The organism is Rhizobium sp. WW_1 (assembly GCF_003610155.1).
Taxonomy (GTDB): Bacteria; Pseudomonadota; Alphaproteobacteria; order Rhizobiales; family Rhizobiaceae; genus Rhizobium; species Rhizobium tropici_A.
On sequence record NZ_RAIN01000007.1, the window covers coordinates 258,166 to 277,126 of the forward strand.

General features: G+C 61.1%; 15 protein-coding genes. 9 read left to right on the plus strand and 6 right to left on the minus strand.

What is annotated here, in order from left to right:
• Window positions 1-112 precede the first annotated feature (112 nt).
• From BJ928_RS22000 to BJ928_RS22010, 3 genes are read left to right on the plus strand one after another with little or no spacing between them, the layout of a single operon-like run.
• The gene (locus tag BJ928_RS22000; RefSeq protein ID WP_047630699.1) at window positions 113-481 is read left to right on the plus strand and encodes an HNH endonuclease signature motif containing protein; all 369 of its coding nucleotides are present in this window, start codon (window positions 113-115) and stop codon (window positions 479-481) included.
• Between the two features lies 1 nt (window position 482).
• Window positions 483-713 carry a helix-turn-helix domain-containing protein gene (locus tag BJ928_RS22005; RefSeq protein ID WP_047630698.1) on the plus strand — a complete coding sequence of 77 codons (231 nt, stop codon included), beginning with the start codon at window positions 483-485 and terminating at the stop codon, window positions 711-713.
• A 31-nt stretch (window positions 714-744) separates the two neighbouring features.
• On the plus strand, window positions 745-1,959 hold the full coding sequence (locus BJ928_RS22010) for a site-specific integrase (RefSeq protein WP_047630697.1): 1,215 nt from the start codon (window positions 745-747) through the stop codon (window positions 1,957-1,959).
• A gap of 658 nt (window positions 1,960-2,617) precedes the next feature.
• Here BJ928_RS22010 and BJ928_RS22020 read toward each other — a convergent pair.
• Together BJ928_RS22020 and BJ928_RS22025 are read right to left on the minus strand one after the other, a co-directional pair.
• Window positions 2,618-3,079, minus strand: coding sequence for an Ivy family c-type lysozyme inhibitor (locus BJ928_RS22020; protein WP_047630696.1), 462 nt, complete (start codon window positions 3,077-3,079; stop codon window positions 2,618-2,620).
• 72 nt (window positions 3,080-3,151) lie between these two features.
• On the minus strand, window positions 3,152-3,418 hold the full coding sequence (locus BJ928_RS22025; RefSeq protein WP_047630695.1) for a BON domain-containing protein: 267 nt from the start codon (window positions 3,416-3,418) through the stop codon (window positions 3,152-3,154).
• 202 nt (window positions 3,419-3,620) lie between these two features.
• Between BJ928_RS22025 and dxr the strand changes: the two genes are divergently transcribed.
• The 3 genes from dxr (at window position 3,621) to BJ928_RS22040 (ending at window position 6,554) form a co-directional block, all read left to right on the plus strand.
• Window positions 3,621-4,814, plus strand: a complete 1,194-nt coding sequence (gene dxr, locus BJ928_RS22030) for a 1-deoxy-D-xylulose-5-phosphate reductoisomerase (RefSeq protein WP_047630694.1) — start codon at window positions 3,621-3,623, stop codon at window positions 4,812-4,814.
• Between the two features lie 37 nt (window positions 4,815-4,851).
• A complete protein-coding gene (locus tag BJ928_RS22035; protein ID WP_047630693.1) occupies window positions 4,852-5,766 on the plus strand; it encodes a pyridoxal-phosphate dependent enzyme in 915 nt (304 codons plus the stop codon).
• Window positions 5,767-5,921: 155 nt separating this feature from the next.
• On the plus strand, window positions 5,922-6,554 hold the full coding sequence (locus BJ928_RS22040) for a LysE family translocator (RefSeq protein ID WP_047631027.1): 633 nt from the start codon (window positions 5,922-5,924) through the stop codon (window positions 6,552-6,554).
• Between the two features lie 123 nt (window positions 6,555-6,677).
• On the opposite strand, the gene hemA is transcribed toward BJ928_RS22040, so the two are convergent.
• From hemA to BJ928_RS22060, 4 genes are all read right to left on the minus strand, one after another.
• Window positions 6,678-7,889, minus strand: coding sequence for a 5-aminolevulinate synthase (gene hemA, locus BJ928_RS22045; protein ID WP_047631025.1), 1,212 nt, complete (start codon window positions 7,887-7,889; stop codon window positions 6,678-6,680).
• A 221-nt stretch (window positions 7,890-8,110) separates the two neighbouring features.
• Entirely contained in the window at window positions 8,111-8,905 is a 795-nt protein-coding gene (locus BJ928_RS22050; RefSeq protein WP_047630692.1) for a xanthine dehydrogenase family protein subunit M, read from the minus strand.
• 20 nt (window positions 8,906-8,925) lie between these two features.
• Entirely contained in the window at window positions 8,926-11,271 is a 2,346-nt protein-coding gene (locus BJ928_RS22055) for a xanthine dehydrogenase family protein molybdopterin-binding subunit (protein WP_047630691.1), read from the minus strand.
• Between the two features lie 83 nt (window positions 11,272-11,354).
• Entirely contained in the window at window positions 11,355-11,843 is a 489-nt protein-coding gene (locus BJ928_RS22060) for a (2Fe-2S)-binding protein (RefSeq protein ID WP_047630690.1), read from the minus strand.
• Between the two features lie 295 nt (window positions 11,844-12,138).
• On the opposite strand from BJ928_RS22060, the gene BJ928_RS22065 reads away from it, so the two are divergent.
• The 3 genes from BJ928_RS22065 (at window position 12,139) to BJ928_RS22075 (ending at window position 18,906) form a co-directional block, all read left to right on the plus strand.
• Window positions 12,139-12,414 (plus strand): glycine zipper domain-containing protein, encoded by a 276-nt coding sequence (locus tag BJ928_RS22065; protein WP_047630689.1) that lies wholly within the window; start codon window positions 12,139-12,141, stop codon window positions 12,412-12,414.
• Window positions 12,415-12,730: 316 nt separating this feature from the next.
• A complete protein-coding gene (locus BJ928_RS22070) occupies window positions 12,731-14,656 on the plus strand; it encodes an autotransporter assembly complex family protein (protein WP_047630688.1) in 1,926 nt (641 codons plus the stop codon).
• Between the two features lie 65 nt (window positions 14,657-14,721).
• Window positions 14,722-18,906 carry a translocation/assembly module TamB domain-containing protein gene (locus BJ928_RS22075; RefSeq protein WP_047630687.1) on the plus strand — a complete coding sequence of 1,395 codons (4,185 nt, stop codon included), beginning with the start codon at window positions 14,722-14,724 and terminating at the stop codon, window positions 18,904-18,906.
• The last annotated feature ends 55 nt before the right edge of the window (window positions 18,907-18,961 follow it).

Below are 18,961 nucleotides of genomic sequence, written 5' to 3' on the forward strand. Positions count from 1 at the left end.
TCGCTTGGTATGACCTTTGGATTGGGGTCTTCTATGATCGATTAAAACGCCGAGTCTACGTCTTCCCGGTGCCAATGTTCGGTTTCTATGTCGACCTGACGAAGGGAAGCGCATGAGCCGTCGCGACAATATCCGCGAGCGTATCATGGCACGCGTCCGCGTTGACGAAGTAACGGGCTGCTGGATCTGGACCGGCCCGACATCCGGATCAAACGGACGCGGCAAGGATTACCCTCGCATGTCGCTCAACGGCCGTATGGTCGCAACGCATCGCGTCATGTGGACCAACGAGCACGGCTATATCCCCGGCAACCGCGAGCTTGACCACGCCTGCCGCAATCGTCTCTGCGTGCGTCCCGACGACGGGCACTTGGAGCTGGTGAGCCACAGCAAGAACATCAAGCGCCAGTGGCAGGCGCGCAAGGCCGCTAGCATGATCGGCCATAATGGCGGGCCGGCGCTCGTTTGCGAGGAGGTTTGATATGAAGGCTGCGAATACGCAAGCGGTTGAGGTCTTCGAAAATCGCGCCGGAGACTTGCTCATGGGGGCCGATGCAATCGCCGGCTATCTCGGCGTAACCCGCCGTCAGGTTTACCGCCTCGTGTATGACGATATCATTCCGTCCTTCAAGCTCGGCGGAACCGTAGCCGCCAGGCGTTCCAGCCTGACAAAATGGATGGAACAGCTTGAAGAAGGGCAGAATGGCAGTTAGCGTCGTGCGCCATAGGATCTAGGGGTCGCGTATGGCAACGATTACCAAGCGGAATTGGACGAACAAGAGCGGCACTCACCAAGCGTGGGTGCTTAACTTTATGGACGCCAACGGCGTGCGTCACCGCGAGCAATTCGACAAAAAGCGGGATGCGGAGGCACGCAGAACGGAAGTCGAGGGCCAGATCGGCAAGGGAACCTATCGACCAGACGCGACAACCACGACCGTCAAGGCGGCCTGCGAGAGCTACGAAAAGGAACTCTCAGGACGAAAGAAGCGCGGCGAGAAGGTCACGCAAGAGTATTTCGACAACGTCACTGGCCACATGTGGAACTACATTGCGCCAGCAGTCACCGACGCCCCCAAGGCGAAAAACGGCCAAAAGGGGCGCCGGATCACCTTTGATAATGGAATCGGCGACAAGAAGCTTGCCCAGCTCACTGCGCGTAATGTCACCGAGTTTCGTGACCATATCCGCGATGCCGGCGTGGGCATCGTAACGACGCGTCAGATCCTTGGCACGCTCTCGCGCGTACTGCAGCATGCAATCTCGAAAGACCTGGTCGCCACCAATGTCGCCAAGGGCATTCGCGTCATCGGGAAGCGTAACGAAGACGCCAAGAAGATCGTGCCACCATCAAAAGATGTGATCTCGGCGGTGATCAAGGCAGCCGATGCGGACTTCAAGATCAAGCTGATCTTCGCCGCGGCGTCTGGTTTGCGGGCATCCGAGTTTCACGCGCTGCGCTGGAGCCACCTGGATCTGAAAGAAGGTAGCGTTACGGTGGAAACGCGCGTCGACTCGAAGCGCAACGAGGATACGACGAAAAGCACGGCCGGCCTGCGAACGATACCCCTCGGTGCGCATGTGGTTAAAGCGCTGAAGGAATGGCGGCTGAAGACCAGCTTCAAGAAAGACGACGACCTGGTGTTTCCGAATAGTCTCGGCAACTTTGAGAACCACAAGAACATGCGAAGCAGGGTTCTGGCGCCGACACTCGCGAAGGCTGAGAGCGCTATGAAAGAGGCCGGGAAGCCGTTCAAAGCGTTCGGCTGGCATGCTCTGCGTCACTTCGCGATATCGACTTGGATCGAGGCCAACCTCACGCCGAAGACGGTTCAGACCTTCGCCGGCCACTCATCGTTGTCTGTCACTATGGACAGATATGGGCACCTCTTCCCAAGCGACGATCACCGTCACGCCATGGATGCTATCGCATCGTCAATTTTTGCGAATGGCGCATAAATGGCGCACGATACGCCAGAATCCCTGCAAATGCTGGCCATAGCAACACATTCCTAATCTGGGGGTCACGCGTTCGAATCGCGTCGAGATCACCACTCAGCAAGCGGATTTCAAAAGATTTGCGAAACGCCCTTTCTGGCGAAGTACCGTGGACTCGCGGGAATTCCCCGGAAATCCAGCGCATCTTCAACAATGTCCATCCGCCTGAGTTCGCGCTGATAGCGGATTTCGCTCTTGAGTGAGCTTCAGACGAAAGAAGAGCTACCAGCAACGCCAGCAATGATTGTAATAACTGCCACAATACCCTCCGTAATAGTGATAGTACGGATGATAATAATAGGGATGGTAGTAAGGCTGGTAATAGTAAGGGCCCGTGGCAACGCAGCCTGCAAGCATTGTTGCAAGGATGATCGCCGAACCCAGCATGAAGACAAATCGCAGCATGGTGACCTCTCAAACCCACCCCGATAAAGCTTCAACGGCGTAAACAGCGCATTCCGTCGCCTGGAGAGGCATTATATATATTTTGGAACGGCAACCGCCTTCATAGAGGTCGAAACTAGCTATTCAGGCAGGCGAGGACATCGAGGATGCCATATCCAAAAGGGATAACTTCATCGACGTCCGGGAGATCGAGGAGCGAGTTGCAATCGACCGGCTACTTATAATCAAACGCCCCCGGATGGTTCTCCAGACTGCCCGTCAACGCCGCATATAAAATCGTCCTGCCATCGATCGTCTCATTGCCGCCGCCGAGGTTCATCCAGACAAGCTTTTCCGCCCTGGTCTCGGGGTTGGCGACCAGCAGCACCCCATACATGACCTTCTTGCCGGGATCGTACATCACAGCGATCTGCTCCGAGCCGCAATCATGCTGCTTGCAGGCGCTCATGACATAGACCTTGTCGCCGCCGAAGGTGATCTCGTGGCCGGGAGACTCGACGGTCTTCCCGTGAATCCAGTCCGGCAGTCGATGCCCTTCCGCCATTGCCTTGAAGGCAGCGCTCGCGGCCGGATCGGCGGCAATTTCACGGAATGTTGTGGGATGGTCTTGCGCGGATGCGCTTGTTGCGACCGACAGGATGCTGGCGAAAGCTGCGGCCATCATGAGCTTTTTCATGCGTCTCCCTCGAAATGGAATGCAGGTCAGATCCCTAGCGGACGCAGGATGAACGGGGACTGAAGCCCGCACTCACCCCACCGCGATCCTGTTTCTCACCAGCCGCACGCCAGGAATGGATTCCGCAACGGCGGTTGCCCGCTTCACCTCCTGATAGGTGGCGACCGAGCCATCCAGGCGGATTTCCTGACCCGCCGCCGTCACCGTGACATCGGAGGCATCGATTCCGCCGGCGACGGCAAGCGCATTGGCAACGGCGGATTCGAGCGCCGAGCGTCGAACCTGTTCGCTTTCCAGATATAGTTCCGCGCCGTGAAACGTTGCCGCCTTGAAAACCATCCGTGACCCCTCTTCATTCGAGTGGTCGGAAAACGCAGCACATCGCATTTGGTTCAAAAAAGGCCGAAAAATATCGCCAAATCAGTGATTTCGCCTCTCGCGAGCATTTGTCGCCGAGCCGCAGGTTGTATAGCAGCGGACTTGCCGCTCCCGCCAATCCCCTGTAGAGCCTTGGAGAATAGCAGCAAATGCGGATACCTGAATGAACACCGGCAGCACGGCGCGTCGTCGCCTGACGATATTGGGTTCGACCGGCTCCATCGGCCAGAATACGCTCGACGTCATTGCCCAGCTTGGCGGACGTGACGCCTTCGATATCGCCGCCATCACCGGGCATGACAATATCGAGTTGCTGGCAGCGCAGGCCAGAGCCTGCGGCGCCGCCTTCGCTGTCACCGCCAGGCAAGAGCGCTATCAGGATCTGAAGGACGCGCTCGCCGGGACTGACATTGCCGTCGGCGCGGGCAAAAATGCCCTGATCGAAGCCGCCTCCATGCCTTCGGACTGGGCAATGGCGGCGATCGTCGGCACCGCCGGCCTTGCCCCGACGCTGGCGGCCGCCCGCCGTGGCGCCGATATCGCGCTTGCCAACAAGGAATGCCTCGTCTCCGCCGGCGATTTGTTCGTGCGCGCCGTGACGGAAGGCGGCGGTCGGCTGATACCTGTCGACAGCGAACACAGCGCCATTTTCCAGGCGCTGGAAGACGACCAGCAGCACGCGGTCGAGCGCATCATCATCACCGCGTCGGGCGGCCCGTTCCGCACCTGGACGCGCGAGCAGATGGCCAATGTCACGCCCGCGACAGCCCGCGCTCATCCCAACTGGTCGATGGGCTTCAAGATCTCCATCGGCAGCGCCTCGATGTTCAACAAGGCGCTTGAAATGATCGAGGCCAAGCATCTTTTCAATGTGCGCCCGGATCAGATCGAAGTCGTCGTCCACCCGCAATCCGTCATTCATTCCATGGTCGGCTACACGGATGGCTCGGTGCTGGCGCAGCTCGGCTGTCCCGACATGCGCACCGCCATCGGCTATGCGCTCACCTACCCCGTCCGCACGAAACTCAGCGTCGACCGGCTGGACTTCGCCAAGCTCGCGCGGCTCGATTTCGAGGCGCCGGACGAGGGCCGCTTCCCGGCACTGCGCCTTGCCCGCACGGCACTGGAGCGTGGCGGCCTGCAGGGGGCGATCATGAACGCCGCCGAGGAAATCGCCTTCCATGCCTTCGTGGATGGCCGCATCGGCTTTCTCGAAATGGCCGACATCGCCGAAGCCGTCATGGACGAGATGATCGCAACCGGCAGCGCCGAAACCATGGATGCCGTCTTCGCCGCCGACGAGGAAGCACGCAGCCGCGCGGCCGTGCTCGTCGCCCAGCGGGAAAAGGCAGCCTAGACTTCATCGCCGATAAGGCCTCTCGGATAGATCATTCATGCCGCTTCATCTCGAAACGCCGCTCCTCGAATCCCGTCCGCTCAGCCAGGCATCGGGGCGCTCCATCTGGTTGAAAATGGATGCGCTGCAGCCGCCAGGCTCCTTCAAGATCCGCGGCATCGGCGCTGCTTGCGAACATCATGCCAGAAACGGAAAGCGGCGCTTCGTCTCCTCGTCCGGCGGCAATGCCGGCATCGCAGTCGCCTATGCCGGCCGTCGCCTTTCGATCCCGGTATCGGTCTTCGTCCCCGAGACGACCACGGATCGGGCAAAGGCGCTTATCCGCCAGGAGGGCGCCGAGGTTTTCGCGCATGGCGCATCCTGGCAGGAGGCGAACGAACGCGCACTTCAAGCAATCGACGCGGAAGCGGCCTTCATCCATCCCTTCGACGATCCGCTTCTGTGGACGGGCCATGCGACTATGATCGACGAGGTCGTCAAGGCGGGCGTGCCGTTCGATGCCGTCGTTCTTTCCGTCGGCGGCGGCGGCCTGCTGGCTGGCGTCTCCGAAGGGCTGGACCGCAACGGCCTGCAACATATTCCGATCATTGCCGCCGAGACGGACGGAGCCGCCTCGCTCGCCGCCGCAGTGAAAGCCGGAGAACCGGTGGAATTGCCTGCTATCACCAGCATCGCGACATCGCTCGGCGCCCGAAAAGTCTCAACGCGCGCCTTCGAGATCACCCGGACCAGACCGGTCGATAGTGTCGTCGTCGATGATCGCGCTGCCGTCGACGCCTGCCTGCGCTTCCTCGATGATCACCGCGTCCTGGTGGAACCCGCTTGCGGCGCCGCATTGGCCGTCGCCTACACCCATGCCGATCGCTTGGCACGCTTCGAGCGCGTGCTGATGATCGCCTGCGGCGGCGCGACCGCGACGCTTGCCCAGCTCCAGGCCTGGCAGGTATCCTGATCATTGCGCTCATGCCGCGACGGTGTTTTTCAATGACGCCGTCGCTGACCTTCCAGGTCTTTTGGTTAGTATATACTTACCGATAGACTTCAGTGTTGCCATTCCCGAGAATGATGCTAGAGAGGAATTCCGGCCTCACTTTCAAGGGAATCACGATGCCGGACTTTTCCACACTCATTCTATTTGCCGCCGCAGCGCTGGTGCTCACAGCCACGCCCGGCCCCGACATGCTCCTCATTGCCTCGCGCAGCGTCAGCCAGGGCCGATCCGCAGGCTTCCTCACCTATGCTGGCATTGCGCTCGGCACCTATTGTCACGCCATGGCGGCAGCGCTCGGCCTATCGCGGCTCTTCCTGACCGTTCCTGTTGCCTACGAAATCGTCCGTTGGGCGGGCTGCGCCTATCTGCTCTATCTGGCTTACAAAACGCTCCGCTCGCAGGGCTCGGCCTTCGCGCCCACGGCGGGGCTAAAACGGCTTTCGGGCCGGCGGATCTTCTTCGAGGGTCTCGCGACCAATATTCTCAACCCGAAGATGGCCCTGTTCGTGCTGGCGCTGTTTCCGCAATTCGTCGATCCGCATGGCGGCTCGATGATCGTGCAGATGGCGCTGCTCGCCACCATCCTCAACGGCATCGGTTTCCTGGTGAACGGTTCCGTCATCATGCTCGGCAGCCATATCCGAGGCCGGCTCTCGGCGGTCAAGCGCCTCCCGAAGCTGCCGCAATATCTGTTGGCGACAGTCTTTGCCGGCCTCGCCTGCCGTTTGGCTTTGGGAAGCCGCGGCTAACTTAGCGTTACAAAAAATCATTGCGGAAGCGGGTTTCACACCAACGCTTCCGCAATGATCATATTTCAATTCTAGCAGAAGCCGCACCAGTCACACGAGCACGGCCGAAAAAGGACGCTGCCCTTACGCGACAGCCCTTGCCAGCGCACAGCGCGACCAGAGCGCATGCAGCGCACCGACCAGCTGCTCGATATCGCCATCCGAATGCAGCGGCGTCGGCGTGATGCGCAGGCGCTCGGTCTTCTTCGGAACAGTCGGATAGTTGATCGGCTGGACGTAGACGCCGGCGTCGAGCAGCAGATCGGAAATCCACTTGCACTTCGCGGCATCGCCAACCATGACAGGCACGACATGGCTCGGGTTCGGCATATGCGGAATGCCCGCTGCATCGAGCTGAACGCGCAGCTTGCGCACCCGATCTTGATGGCGCATACGTTCGAACTGACTGACCTTCAGGTGCTGGATCGAGGCGACAGCGCCCGCAGCCAGCGCCGGCGGCAGCGACGTCGTGAAGATGAAGCCAGACGCAAACGAGCGGATGAAATCACAGAGCGCGGTCGAAGCGGCGATGTAGCCGCCCATGACGCCGAAAGCCTTGCCGAGCGTGCCTTCGATGACAGTAAGACGATCCATCAGGCCCTCGCGCTCGGCAATGCCGCCGCCGCGTGGGCCGTACATGCCGACGGCATGCACTTCGTCGAGATAGGTCATCGCGCCATATTTGTCGGCGAGATCGCAGATTTCCTTGATGGGGGCGATATCGCCATCCATCGAATAAACGGATTCAAACGCGATCAGCTTAGGCGCCTTGGGATCGGCAGCCTTCAGCTTGGCTTCGAGATCGTGCAGGTCGTTATGCTTCCAGATGACCTTGTCGCACTTCGCGTACCGAATGCCTTCGATCATCGACGCATGGTTGAGCGCATCCGAGAAGATGATGAGGCCAGGGATGCGTGCGCCGAGCGTGCCGAGCGTCGCCCAGTTCGAAATATAACCCGAGGTGAAGATCAGCGCGGATTCCTTGCCATGGAGATCGGCGAGTTCCTGCTCAAGCAGAACATGGTAGTGGTTGGTGCCAGAAATATTCCGGGTGCCTCCCGCACCCGCGCCACAGTGATCAATGGCTTGCTTCATCGCCTCAATCACTTTCGGATGCTGGCCCATGCCGAGATAATCGTTGGAGCACCAGACAGTCACTTCCTGCGGACCATTGGGTGTATAGCGGGTAGCGCGGGGGAAATTACCACGGCGGCGTTCGAGATCTGCGAAAACCCGATAACGGCCTTCGTTGTGAAGACCTTCCAGCTCGCCCTTAAAAAATGCTTCGAAATCCATCATCTGCTCCAGTACCGTGCAACCGTTTTCGAGAATGCCGGTTCGCACGTCAACCCCTCCGCATTGCTTTCGCGCCACGCTGCGGCAAATGGCCCCTAATTTTGAACAATTCCAGACAAGAATAGCCAGTCACATCAAATTGACAATCGAAACCATGCTGGAAACACTCTCTCCGAAACGGCGGGTAAACCCCGCCGCTCCGGCATTTCCTGTGGTCTGATCTACGCTGCGGCCACAGCGCGCTTGGCCATGACTTTGATCAGATTGGCGCGATATTCGGCCGTCGCGTGCAGATCGGACAGCAGCGCGCCAGGATCGACCGTCACGCCAGCAACCGCCTCCGGCAGAAAGTTCGCCGCAAGCGCCTGCTCCATTTCAGTCTGACGGAATACGCCATCCGCGCCTGCGCCGGTAACGGCAACACGAACGCCGCCTGCCCCCTTAGCGACGAAGACCCCTGTCATCGCATAGCGTGAGGCGGGGTTGGGGAACTTGGCATAGCCAGCCCTTTCCGGCGCGTCGAAGGCGATGGAGGTGATGATCTCCGCCCCCTCCAGGGCCGTTTCGAACAAGCCTCGGAAGAAGTCGTCGGCCGCGATCTGGCGCCGGTCGGTGACGATGGTGGCATTGAGCGCCAGCATCGCCGATGGATAATCCGCCGCAGGATCGTTGTTGGCGACGGAGCCGCCGATCGTGCCCATATGCCGGACATGCGGATCGCCGATCATGCCGGCGAGATCGCACAGCGCCGGACAGACCGCGCGGATCGCGGCCGAGGAAGCGACATCCGCATGGATGGTCGCCGCCCCGATCGTGACCCTGCGGCCATCGACCCGAATCCCCTTGATCGAGGGGATATGCCTGAGATCGACGAGATCGCTCGGCGAGGCCAGACGCTGCTTCATGGTGGCGATCAGCGTCATACCGCCAGAGACATATTTGCCTTCGTCTGCGTTCGAAAGAAGCCTCACGGCTTCGTCGACCGAGGAGGCGCGATGATAGTTGGTTGCGTACATTGTCTTTTCCTCCTCTCGTCTCAGGCCGTGGCCCGCGCCGCTTCCCACACCTTGAGCGGTGTGGCAGGCATCGTCAGTGCATTGTTGCCGATGGCATCGGTGATGGCGTTCATCAGTGCCGGCGGCGAACCGATGGCGCCCGCCTCGCCGCATCCCTTGATGCCCAGTGGGTTATTCGGACACGGCGTGTTCTGGTGCGAAAGCTGGAAGGACGGCAGGTCGTCGGCGCGCGGCATGGTGTAATCCATGAAGCTCGCCGTCAGAAGCTGGCCGCTCTCGTCGTAATGCACGCCCTCCAGCAGCGCCTGGCCGATACCCTGCGCGATGCCGCCGTGCACCTGCCCTTCGACGATCATCGGGTTGATGATGTTGCCGAAGTCGTCGGCCGCGACGAACTGCACGATCTCGGTCTTGCCCGTTTCCGGATCGACCTCGACCTCGCAGATGTAGCAGCCGGCCGGGAAGGTGAAGTTGGCCGGATCGTAGAAAGCGGTCTCCTTCAGGCCCGGTTCCATGCCGGCGGGCAAGTTGTGAGCGGTGTAAGAGGCGAGCGCCACCTGGAACCAGGGCAGCGCCTTGTCCGTGCCGGCCACCTTCAGCTCGCCGTTCTCGATGACGATGTCGCTTTCGTCGGCCTCCATCAGATGCGCGGCGATCTTCTTCGCCTTCGCCTCCACCTTGTCGAGCGCCTTGACGACCGCAGACATGCCGACCGCACCCGAACGGGAACCATAAGTGCCCATGCCCATCTGCACCTTGTCGGTATCGCCATGGACGATGGAGACGCTGTCGATCGGCACGCCGAGCCGGCCGGCAACCAGCTGCGCGAAGGTCGTCTCGTGCCCCTGCCCGTGGCTGTGCGAGCCGGTGAGCACTTCGATCGTTCCCACAGCGTTCACCCGCACCTCGGCCGATTCCCATAGGCCGACGCCGGCCCCGAGCGACCCCACGGCCTGCGACGGCGCGATGCCGCATGCCTCGATGTAGCAGCTCATGCCGATGCCGCGCTTCATACCTCGCCCGGCAGCCTCCGCCTTGCGGGCCGGGAAGCCGGCCCAATCCGCCTGCTGCATGGCGGCGTTGAGCGAAGCCTCGTAGTCGCCGGCATCATAGTTCATGATAACCGGCGTCTGATGCGGGAAGGAACGGATGAAATTGATCCGTCTCAGCTCCGCCGGCGAAACGCCGAGGTCGCGCGCAGCCGTTTCCACGGTGCGCTCGAGGAGGTAGGTCGCCTCCGGCCGCCCCGCCCCGCGATAGGCATCGACAGGCACGGTGTTGGTATAGACCGTGCGGACATTGGCGTGGATCGCCGGAATGTCATATTGGCCCGAAAGCAGCGTCGCATAGAGATAGGTCGGCACCGCCGAGGAGAAGAGCGACATGTAGGCGCCGAGATTGGCGATCGTGTCAACCTTCAGCGCCGTCATGCGGTTTTGCGCATCGAAAGCCATCTTCACCTTCGAAAGATGATCGCGGCCATGCGCATCGGTGAGGAAGGCTTCCGTGCGGTCGGCGGTCCATTTGACCGGCACGCCGGTCTTCTTCGATGCCCAGAGACAGACGATTTCTTCCGGATAGATATAAATCTTCGAGCCGAAGCCGCCGCCGACATCCGGTGCGATGACCCGCAGCTTGTTTTCCGGCGCGACATTATAGAAGGCGCTCATGACGAGCCGCGCCACATGCGGGTTCTGGCTGGTCGTGTAGCAGGTATAGTGATCTTCGGCCGCATCGTAGATGCCGAGCGTAGCGCGCGGCTCCATGGCATTCGGCGAAAGCCGGTTGTTATGGATCTCGATTTCGGTGACATGCGCGGCCTCGGCAATCGCCTTGTCGGTCGCTGCCGCATCGCCGAGTTCCCAGTCGAAGATCAGATTGTTCGCCGCCTCCGGATGGATCTGCGGCGCACCAGCTTTCAGCGCATCCACGGCCTCGACGACGGCAGGCAGCTCCTCATAGTCGACCTCTACGGCTTCGGCCGCATCGCGCGCCTCGCCAAGACTATCGGCCACGACGATCGCGACGGCATCGCCGACATAGCGGACGATGTCGACCGCCAGGGGTCGCCAGGCGCCCATATTCATCGGCGACCCATCCCTGGAATGGATCATCCAGCCGCAGATCAGATTGCCGATGCCATCGGCGAGCAGCTGCTTGCCTTCCAGTACGCCGATCACGCCGGGCATGGAAAGAGCCGCCGACGCATCGATGTTCTTGATCTTTGCATGTGCATGCGGGCTGCGGACGAAATAGGCGTATTTCATTCCCGGCGTCACCATGTCGTCGGTGTAGCGCCCCTTGCCCGTCAGAAATCGCTTGTCTTCCTTGCGCGCCACACGCGCACCAATGCCTTCAACGCCCATCACATCCTCCATTGGGGTTCCGGGCCCGGCAATTTCGCCAAGATCACGGTCCAGGCGGTTCGCCAGACGGTCTCGGTGAAACTTTATTCCGCCGCTTGATTAGCGGCATGCATTTCAGCATTGGCTGATAGCACCGCCTGGACGATATTGTGATAGCCGGTGCATCGACAGATATTGCCTTCGAGCTCGCTGCGCACCGTCTTCTCGTCCAGCTTGCCGCCGTGGCGGTTGATCATGTCGACCGACGTCATCACCATGCCCGGCGTGCAGAAGCCGCATTGCAGGCCGTGATGCTCCTTGAAGGCCGCCTGGACCGGATGCAGCTCGCCATTGGCGGCCAGACCCTCGATGGTTGTGATCTTGGAGCCGGAAGCCTGAACGGCCAGGATGGAACAGCTCTTCACCGACTTGCCATCCATATGGATGACGCAGGCGCCGCACTGGCTGGTGTCGCAGCCGACATGCGTTCCGGTCAGCCCGAGTTTTTCCCTGATGAAATGGACAAGCAGCGTGCGATCCTCGCACTCGCCACTGACCGAACGGCCGTTCACCGTCAAAGTCACTTTTGCCATATTTTCCTCCTCGCCTCTCCTCCAGAGGCAAGGAACATCATTTGACTTTTTCGCAGTCCAATCAACCTCTACTTTAGAAAGGAGGCGGATTTTGTGCCCGCTTGGACTGTTTTATTCTCCGGACGGGAACTTGCCCTTGTTCAGCAATAAAAAAACTGACGTCCACCAATAGACAATCATATTTTGCACGATATTTTCTATCATTGCAGGACTGAAAGACAGCCCATCGTGGTGGAGCTGAAGAATTGGGACGACGTTGGCCGGGGTTCGGCTTAACTAACGTTGGAGAGAGTAAATGAAAAAAGTTCTTATGCTCGCACTGGTCGGCTTGTCTATCGCAAGCTGCACGCCGACTGAACAAGGCGCCGGCATCGGCGCGGCGGGTGGCGCCATCATCGGCGGCGCAGTGACCGGCAACGTCCGCGGCGCTGCCGTCGGCGCCGCGATCGGTGGTCTTTCAGGCGCCGTCATCGGCAGCGTCCAGGAACAGCCGGGCCAGTGCTACTACCGCGACCGTTACGGCCGTCGCTACATCGACGATTGCCCGCGTGGCGGCTATCGCGGTTACTGATCGATCCTCGATCGAGATTTCGAAAGTCCCGGATCGCAAGATCCGGGACTTTTTGATTCCTATACGTGACGCACCCCACGGCCAGCCGCATCAGTCCTGGCACTCTCCGGACAACTCAAACGGGTCGGCTTTCGGGCTGCCTGAACACGCGGAAACGCGCCGCAAGCGCCGGCATTTCGACCTTTATCGGGCACATTTTCAAGGTTTTTGACTCCAAAACGGTACACCTGAGAGACTTTTGCCTCTATGGTGGCCGCGCGTTAACTCCCGGGAAACGTCAAACTGAGTAAGTTCTCATGTAACCGTAAAGCGGCGTATGCATAAAAGAACTGAACCGAGAAAGAGTATTGCGTATCGGCAGGCAGGAACCGTGGCAGCGGTTGCGGCAGCCCTTGCGCTCGGTCCGGTGTGCGCTGGAAACGCCTTTGCATTCAAGCTCTTCGGCATAAAGCTCTGGGGTGAGGACGAAACAACGGATCAGGTTTCCGATCCCGTCCACTACACGGTCGATTTCAAGTCAGGCAATCTCGACAAGGATCTCAAGGACGCGTTGAGCGATACCTCGATGCTGATCTCCGACGAGAAGAAGCCCGTATCCGGTGACCTCGGCGTCGTCGTAAAGGCGCGTGACGATCGCGACCGGCTGATCGCAGCGCTTTATGAGAAGGCGCGTTACGGCGGCGTCGTCACCATTACCATCAATGGTACGCCTCTCGACGCCTTGCCGCCGACGCCGACCTTTAGCCGCGCCAAGCCCGTTGCCGTCACCATCAGCGTCAATCCCGGCCCTGTTTTCAAGCTCGGCAAGATCAACCTGCTCGGCGATGCCGCAAGGCTGGACCCGGTCAAATACGGCCTCGTGCCGGGCGGCAATGCCGGCTCCCTCACCATTCTGAAGGCAGGCGACAAAATGGTCGCCGACTTCAAGAACGAGGGCCATCCGCTCGCCAAACTCGACAAGCGCGAGGTTGTCGCCGACCACGCAAGCAACACGGTCGACGTTTCGCTGCAAATCTATAGCGGCCCCGTCGCCCCCTTCGGCAATGTCGGCGTCACTGGCCAGAAATCGGTCGATCCTGACTTTATCAAGCGCTACGCCCGCATCAACGAAGGCAGGCCCTATTCGCCGGAGGAATTGAAGAAGGCCTCGGATCGCCTGCGGAAACTCGGCGTCTTCTCCAGCGTCACCATCCGCGAGGCCGACAAGTTGGCACCGGACGGCAGCATTCCCACAACCATCGAGGTATCGGAAGGCAAGCAGCGCTTCTTCGGCGTCGGCGCGCAATATTCCACCATCGACGGTTTCGGCCTGCAAGGCTATTGGGGGCATCGCAACCTGACGGGCCGCGCCGACTCGCTGCGCATCGAGGGATCTGTCTCTCGTCTCGGCGAAACCACGGATGTCAGTCAGCTCGACTACAGTGCGGGCATCACCTATGTCCGGCCCGCGACCTTCTATCCATCGGCGACCTTTACCGCCGCCTTTAAGATGCAGACCCTGCATCCCGACGCCTATGACGCCAATCTCGTGACGGCAAGCGGCGCTCTGGCCTATGAGATCAACGATCAGGATACAGTCTCGGCCGGCGGCGAAGTATCCTATGAATCCGACACCACCGCCGCCTTCGGCAAGCAGAACTATCTGACGATCGCGATCCCACTCGAATATGTCCGCGACACGCGCGACAACAAGCTGGACCCGACGGAGGGCTACCGCGCTTCGATCAGCGCCAAGCCGAGCTACGATGCCATAGGCGGCTCGGTCTTCAGCTCCTTCGAGGGCTCGATCACCGGCTACAAGGGCATCGGCGCCAACGACAACGTCATTTTTGCCGGCAAGCTCGCCGCGGGCTCGCTGATAGGCGCAAACAGCATCGCGGACATTCCCGCCACCCGGCGCTTCTATGCCGGCGGCGGCGGCTCGGTACGCGGCTACAGCTATCAGGAGATTTCGCCCTACAACTCCAACGGTGACGAAACCGGCGGGCGCTCCTATGTGACCGCCTCCTTCGAAGCTCGCGTCAAGATAACCGATACGATCGGTGTCGTGCCCTTCGTCGACATGGGCAGCGTCACCGACACCGTCTTCCCGGAGTTTACCGATGTGCGCATTGGCGCGGGCGTCGGCCTGCGCTACGCTACGCCCTTCGGCCCGATCAGGCTTGATGTCGCCGTGCCGTTGAAGAAATATGACGATGGCACATCTTATGGCATCTACGCCGGCATCGGTCAGGCCTTCTGACAAACCGTCTAGTTGTCGCGTACGGTTCAGCACACGGTTACAAAATTGAGGTTACTGTCGCTTTCATGAGCATATTGATTCGAATCCTCGGCAGATTGGTGCGCTGGATCGCATACGCGGTCGTGGCCATCCTTGTGCTCGTGATCGCGGCTGTGCTCGTCGTCGGCTTGGTGCCCTCTGCAACCGGCTATGCCGTCGACCAGGTGGCAAAGCTCGCCTCGACGCCGGATCGCACCATTGCCATTGCCGCACCCTCCGGATTGCTGAACGGCAGCCTGAGGGTCGGTTCGATCACCGTAGCGGATACGAAGGGCACCTATGCCAAGGTGCAGAACCTTGCCGTCGACTGGTCTCCGCTGTCCTTGCTGACCGGCACCTTCCACGCCGATCGCGTCGCGGCTGATGTCGTCGATTTCGAGCGGCTGCCCGTATCGACGGCCACACCCGCGCCGGAAACCTCGTCGACGGGCGGCAGCGGCTTCTCGTTACCCATCGCCATCGATATCGGCACCATCGCGCTGCCCGATCTCCGCGTCGGGCAGGCTGTCGCCGGACAGGACTTCGTTCTGGCGGCCAACGGCAGCGTCAAGGCAAACAGCAGCAGCATGGGCCTGACGCTGAATGCCAGCCGTCAAGATGTGCCCGATGCCAAACTCTCCGCCGACATCGCCTTCGCGCCGGCCGAAAACCAGCTGAAGCTGAAGACGCAGATCTCCGAGCCGCGCGACGGCATGCTAGCCGGGCTCTTGCATCTGCCTGGCGGTCCGGCCGTCAATATCGATCTTTCCGGCGACGGCCCCCTCTCGAATTGGGCCGGTAAGCTGCAGGCAGCGCTCGACGGCAAACCGACCGTCGCCATCACCGGCCACCACAGCCTCTCCACCGACGGGTTGCACCATATCGACGTCAAGGGCGGCGGCGACGTCGATTCTCTCCTGCCGCCGACCATGCGGCCGCTCTTTGCCGGGCAGACGACCATCGATGTCTCGGCAACCTTCGACGGCAAGGGCAAGATCGATATCCAGACCGGCAACCTTGCCACCGGCAGCGCCGTGCTTGCCGCGTCCGGCACGCTCGATCCCGCCGGCAACAACAGCCTCAATGCCAATCTGATCGGCACTTCCGGCCCCGTCGACTTCCGCTGGCCGATGGAAGACGGCGAGGTCCGTGCCTTGATTTCGCGCGTCGACATCGCGCTGACGGGTGCTGCCCAATCGGTGAAGATTGATGCCAAGGCGGCGCTCGACAGCGCCAGCACGCCACAGGGCAATATCGGGCAAATCAATCTCAGCGCCCGCAGCGACGCCTTCAATCTTGCCGGCATGTCCGGTCCGCTGCAGCTTCGCCTCGTCGTCGGCCAGACGGCTTTCGTCAGCGCCGATCTCAACCGCCTCGTCCGGGCGCCGATCTCGCTGACCGCCCCCTTGCAGCTCTCGCCCGACACGATCGGCTTCAACAATACGACGCTCGAAAGCGCCAGCATCGGCGGCACCGTCAACGGCAAGTACACGCTGTCCTCGAAGGCACTGACGGGCAACTTCAAGCTCTTCGCGCTCCCCGGCGTCCTGCCTGACGGCGTCTCCAACAAGTTCGAAGGCACGATTTCGCTGGAAGGCCAGGTCGCGGGCACCGTGCCGGCCAAGATGACGCTGTCCAATCTGGCGGTGAAATCCAATGTCGCCGAGATCAACGGCAATGTCGCCCTCAACGGCCAGTCATTGACGTCGGATCTGTCGGGCAAGGTGCTCGATCTCTCAAAGCTCGTCCCGAATGCACAGGGGCAGGCCGATATCGGCCTCAAGGCCAAAGGCCCGCTTTCAGCACTCGGCATCGATGCGACGGTCAAGGCTGTCAATGTCAAGCTGGCCGGACGGCTGCTGGATACGCTCGACATCGGCGTGACGGGAACCGCAGACCCCAAGGCGCCACAGGCAAATATGCAGGCAAACGGCTCGATCGACGGCAAGCCGATCCGCATCACCGCCGACGCGGTTTCCAAGGACGGCCGTACCAGCATTCCGTCGCTGGCCGCCGAAATCGGCACCAACAAGCTGCAAGGCAAGATGGAGCTGTCGCCGAGTTTCGAGCCGACAGGCGCACTGACCTTTGATCTGCCCGACCTCAGCCTGCTTGCGGCGCTGGCCGGACAGAAGGCCGAGGGTGACCTCAAGGGCTCGCTCGATATCGCCAGTGCCAACGGCAAGATCGGCCTGAAGGTGAACGCCAACGGTAACGGCATCCGTCGCGACGATCTCGTCATCAGCAAGCCGGCCGTCGCGCTGACCGTCGACGACCTGAAGGCCTTCTCGGCGAATGGCAGCATCCGCGCCGACGCCATTGCATCGGGCGCCAATCGCATCGCCAATCTCGGCCTGACCTTCACCCAGCAAGGCAGCCGCACGGATTTCGATCTGAAATCGACCTATGACAACGCTCCGCTGACGACACGCGGCAGCGTCGAGACTGCGGACGGCCAGACGGTCGTAAACCTCGACGCCTTCGCCGGCGCACCACGGACAGTACCGGTAAAGCTCGCGGCACCGACGAAGATCGTCATCAAGAATGGCGTCGCCTCATTGAACGGCTTGACCCTCCAGACGGGCGGCGGCTCGGTCACCGTCGACGGAACCGCCGGCCAAAGCCTGAACATCAATGCCAAGATCGCCAATCTGCCGGCGAGCCTTGCCAATGTCTTCGCCCCGACACTGGCAGCCGAAGGCGCCATCTCCGGCACGGTGGCGGTGAGCGGCAAGGCCACTTCGCCAACCGTCGTGTTTCAGACCAATTGGACGGGCGCCGCGACAAGCCAGACGAAGTCCGCCGGCCTCGCACCGCTTGGGATCAAGGCCGACGGCAAGTTCGCCGACAATGTCGTGACCATCAACACCAACCTGACCGGCCAGAGCGGTCTCGCATTGAACGGCGGCGGCACCGTCGCCATTGCCGGCAACAAGGCGATGGCGCTTAAATTTTCGGGCAATCTGCCCTTCGATGCGCTTGCCGGCCAGCTTGCGGCTCAGGCGCTGGTCGTGACGGGCGCAGCCAAGATCGACATGCAGATCGGCGGCACCACCGCAGCACCCGCCATATCAGGCACGATCACCACCGACGGCGCCAAGCTCGTCGATGTCCGCCGCAATCTGACCCTGAACGGCCTTGCCGCCACGGTCACGCTCGACGGCAAGCAGGCGGTCATCTCGCGGCTCAGCGGCAATCTCGCCAGCGGCGGCAGCATATCGGGCAGCGGCACGGTCGGCATTACGCCGGACAGCGGCTTCCCGGCCGACATCCAGGTGAAGTTCAACAATGCCACCTATGTTGATGGGACGCTGGTGGCTGCGACCGTCAACGGCACGCTCGGCGTCAAGGGTCCGCTGATGACCGCGCCGATGCTCACAGGTAATCTCAGGATCAACAAGGCGTCGATCACCGTGCCTGAAAAGCTTCCGGCCTCGCTGTCGGAAATCAACATCAAGCACAAGAATGCGCCAGCTGCCGTCACGGCTCAGTTCAAGGACCAGCAGCCTGAAGGGCCGCGCAGCAAGTCGACCACTCTCGGCATCGACCTGCAGCTCGACGCGCCCTCGCAGATCTTCGTGCGCGGTCGCGGTATCGACGCCGAACTCGGCGGCAGCATCACGGTGCGCGGAACAGCCGCGCAACCCATCGTATCCGGTGGTTTCACCATGCGGCGCGGGCGCCTGACGATTCTCAGCCGCCGGCTCGACTTCACCGATACGAGCAAAATCACCTTCGGCGGCGATCTGACGCCGGCCCTCAACATGGAAGCAACGTCGACGGCAGGCTCCACGACCATCACGGTCGACGTGACCGGCCTTGCGACCGATCCGCAGATCGGCTTCTCCTCCTCGCCGACCTTGCCGCAGGACGAAGTGCTGGCGCAGCTGATCTTCGGCCAGTCCATGTCGAAACTATCCGCCATGCAGATCGCCCAGCTCGCCGATGCGGCAAGCCAGCTCGCGGGCGGACGCTCCACCTCGTTGTTCGAGGGTCTTCGCAGCCATCTCGGTGTTGATGATCTCGACATTTCCACGGATGCGAACGGCCAGGCGCAGGTCGGCGCCGGCAAATACCTTAACAAGCGCACCTATATCGAAGTGCAGCAGGGCGCCGACAACAACACCAAGGCGATCATCAATCTCGATGTCGGGCGCGGCGTGAAGCTGCGCGGCGCGGCAGGCTCGGATGGCGCCGGCGAAGCCGGCATCGTCTACGAGCATGAGTATTGAGGGACAAATCTCCGCGCCCCTCGTAGACTGCCTCATTCGGACGCTGTTTCCCGGC

Bases quoted from the DNA above. Each gene is read 5' to 3' on its own strand.
- BJ928_RS22000 (WP_047630699.1), top strand. From the start codon at position 113: ATGAGCCGTCGCGACAATATCCGCGAGCGTATCATGGCACGCGTCCGC.
- BJ928_RS22005 (WP_047630698.1), top strand. From the start codon at position 483: ATGAAGGCTGCGAATACGCAAGCGGTTGAGGTCTTCGAAAATCGCGCC.
- BJ928_RS22010 (WP_047630697.1), top strand. From the start codon at position 745: ATGGCAACGATTACCAAGCGGAATTGGACGAACAAGAGCGGCACTCAC.
- BJ928_RS22020 (WP_047630696.1), bottom strand. From the start codon at position 3,079: ATGAAAAAGCTCATGATGGCCGCAGCTTTCGCCAGCATCCTGTCGGTC.
- BJ928_RS22025 (WP_047630695.1), bottom strand. From the start codon at position 3,418: ATGGTTTTCAAGGCGGCAACGTTTCACGGCGCGGAACTATATCTGGAA.
- dxr (WP_047630694.1), top strand. From the start codon at position 3,621: ATGAACACCGGCAGCACGGCGCGTCGTCGCCTGACGATATTGGGTTCG.
- BJ928_RS22035 (WP_047630693.1), top strand. From the start codon at position 4,852: ATGCCGCTTCATCTCGAAACGCCGCTCCTCGAATCCCGTCCGCTCAGC.
- BJ928_RS22040 (WP_047631027.1), top strand. From the start codon at position 5,922: ATGCCGGACTTTTCCACACTCATTCTATTTGCCGCCGCAGCGCTGGTG.
- hemA (WP_047631025.1), bottom strand. From the start codon at position 7,889: ATGGATTTCGAAGCATTTTTTAAGGGCGAGCTGGAAGGTCTTCACAAC.
- BJ928_RS22050 (WP_047630692.1), bottom strand. From the start codon at position 8,905: ATGTACGCAACCAACTATCATCGCGCCTCCTCGGTCGACGAAGCCGTG.
- BJ928_RS22055 (WP_047630691.1), bottom strand. From the start codon at position 11,271: ATGGGCGTTGAAGGCATTGGTGCGCGTGTGGCGCGCAAGGAAGACAAG.
- BJ928_RS22060 (WP_047630690.1), bottom strand. From the start codon at position 11,843: ATGGCAAAAGTGACTTTGACGGTGAACGGCCGTTCGGTCAGTGGCGAG.
- BJ928_RS22065 (WP_047630689.1), top strand. From the start codon at position 12,139: ATGAAAAAAGTTCTTATGCTCGCACTGGTCGGCTTGTCTATCGCAAGC.
- BJ928_RS22070 (WP_047630688.1), top strand. From the start codon at position 12,731: ATGCATAAAAGAACTGAACCGAGAAAGAGTATTGCGTATCGGCAGGCA.
- BJ928_RS22075 (WP_047630687.1), top strand. From the start codon at position 14,722: ATGAGCATATTGATTCGAATCCTCGGCAGATTGGTGCGCTGGATCGCA.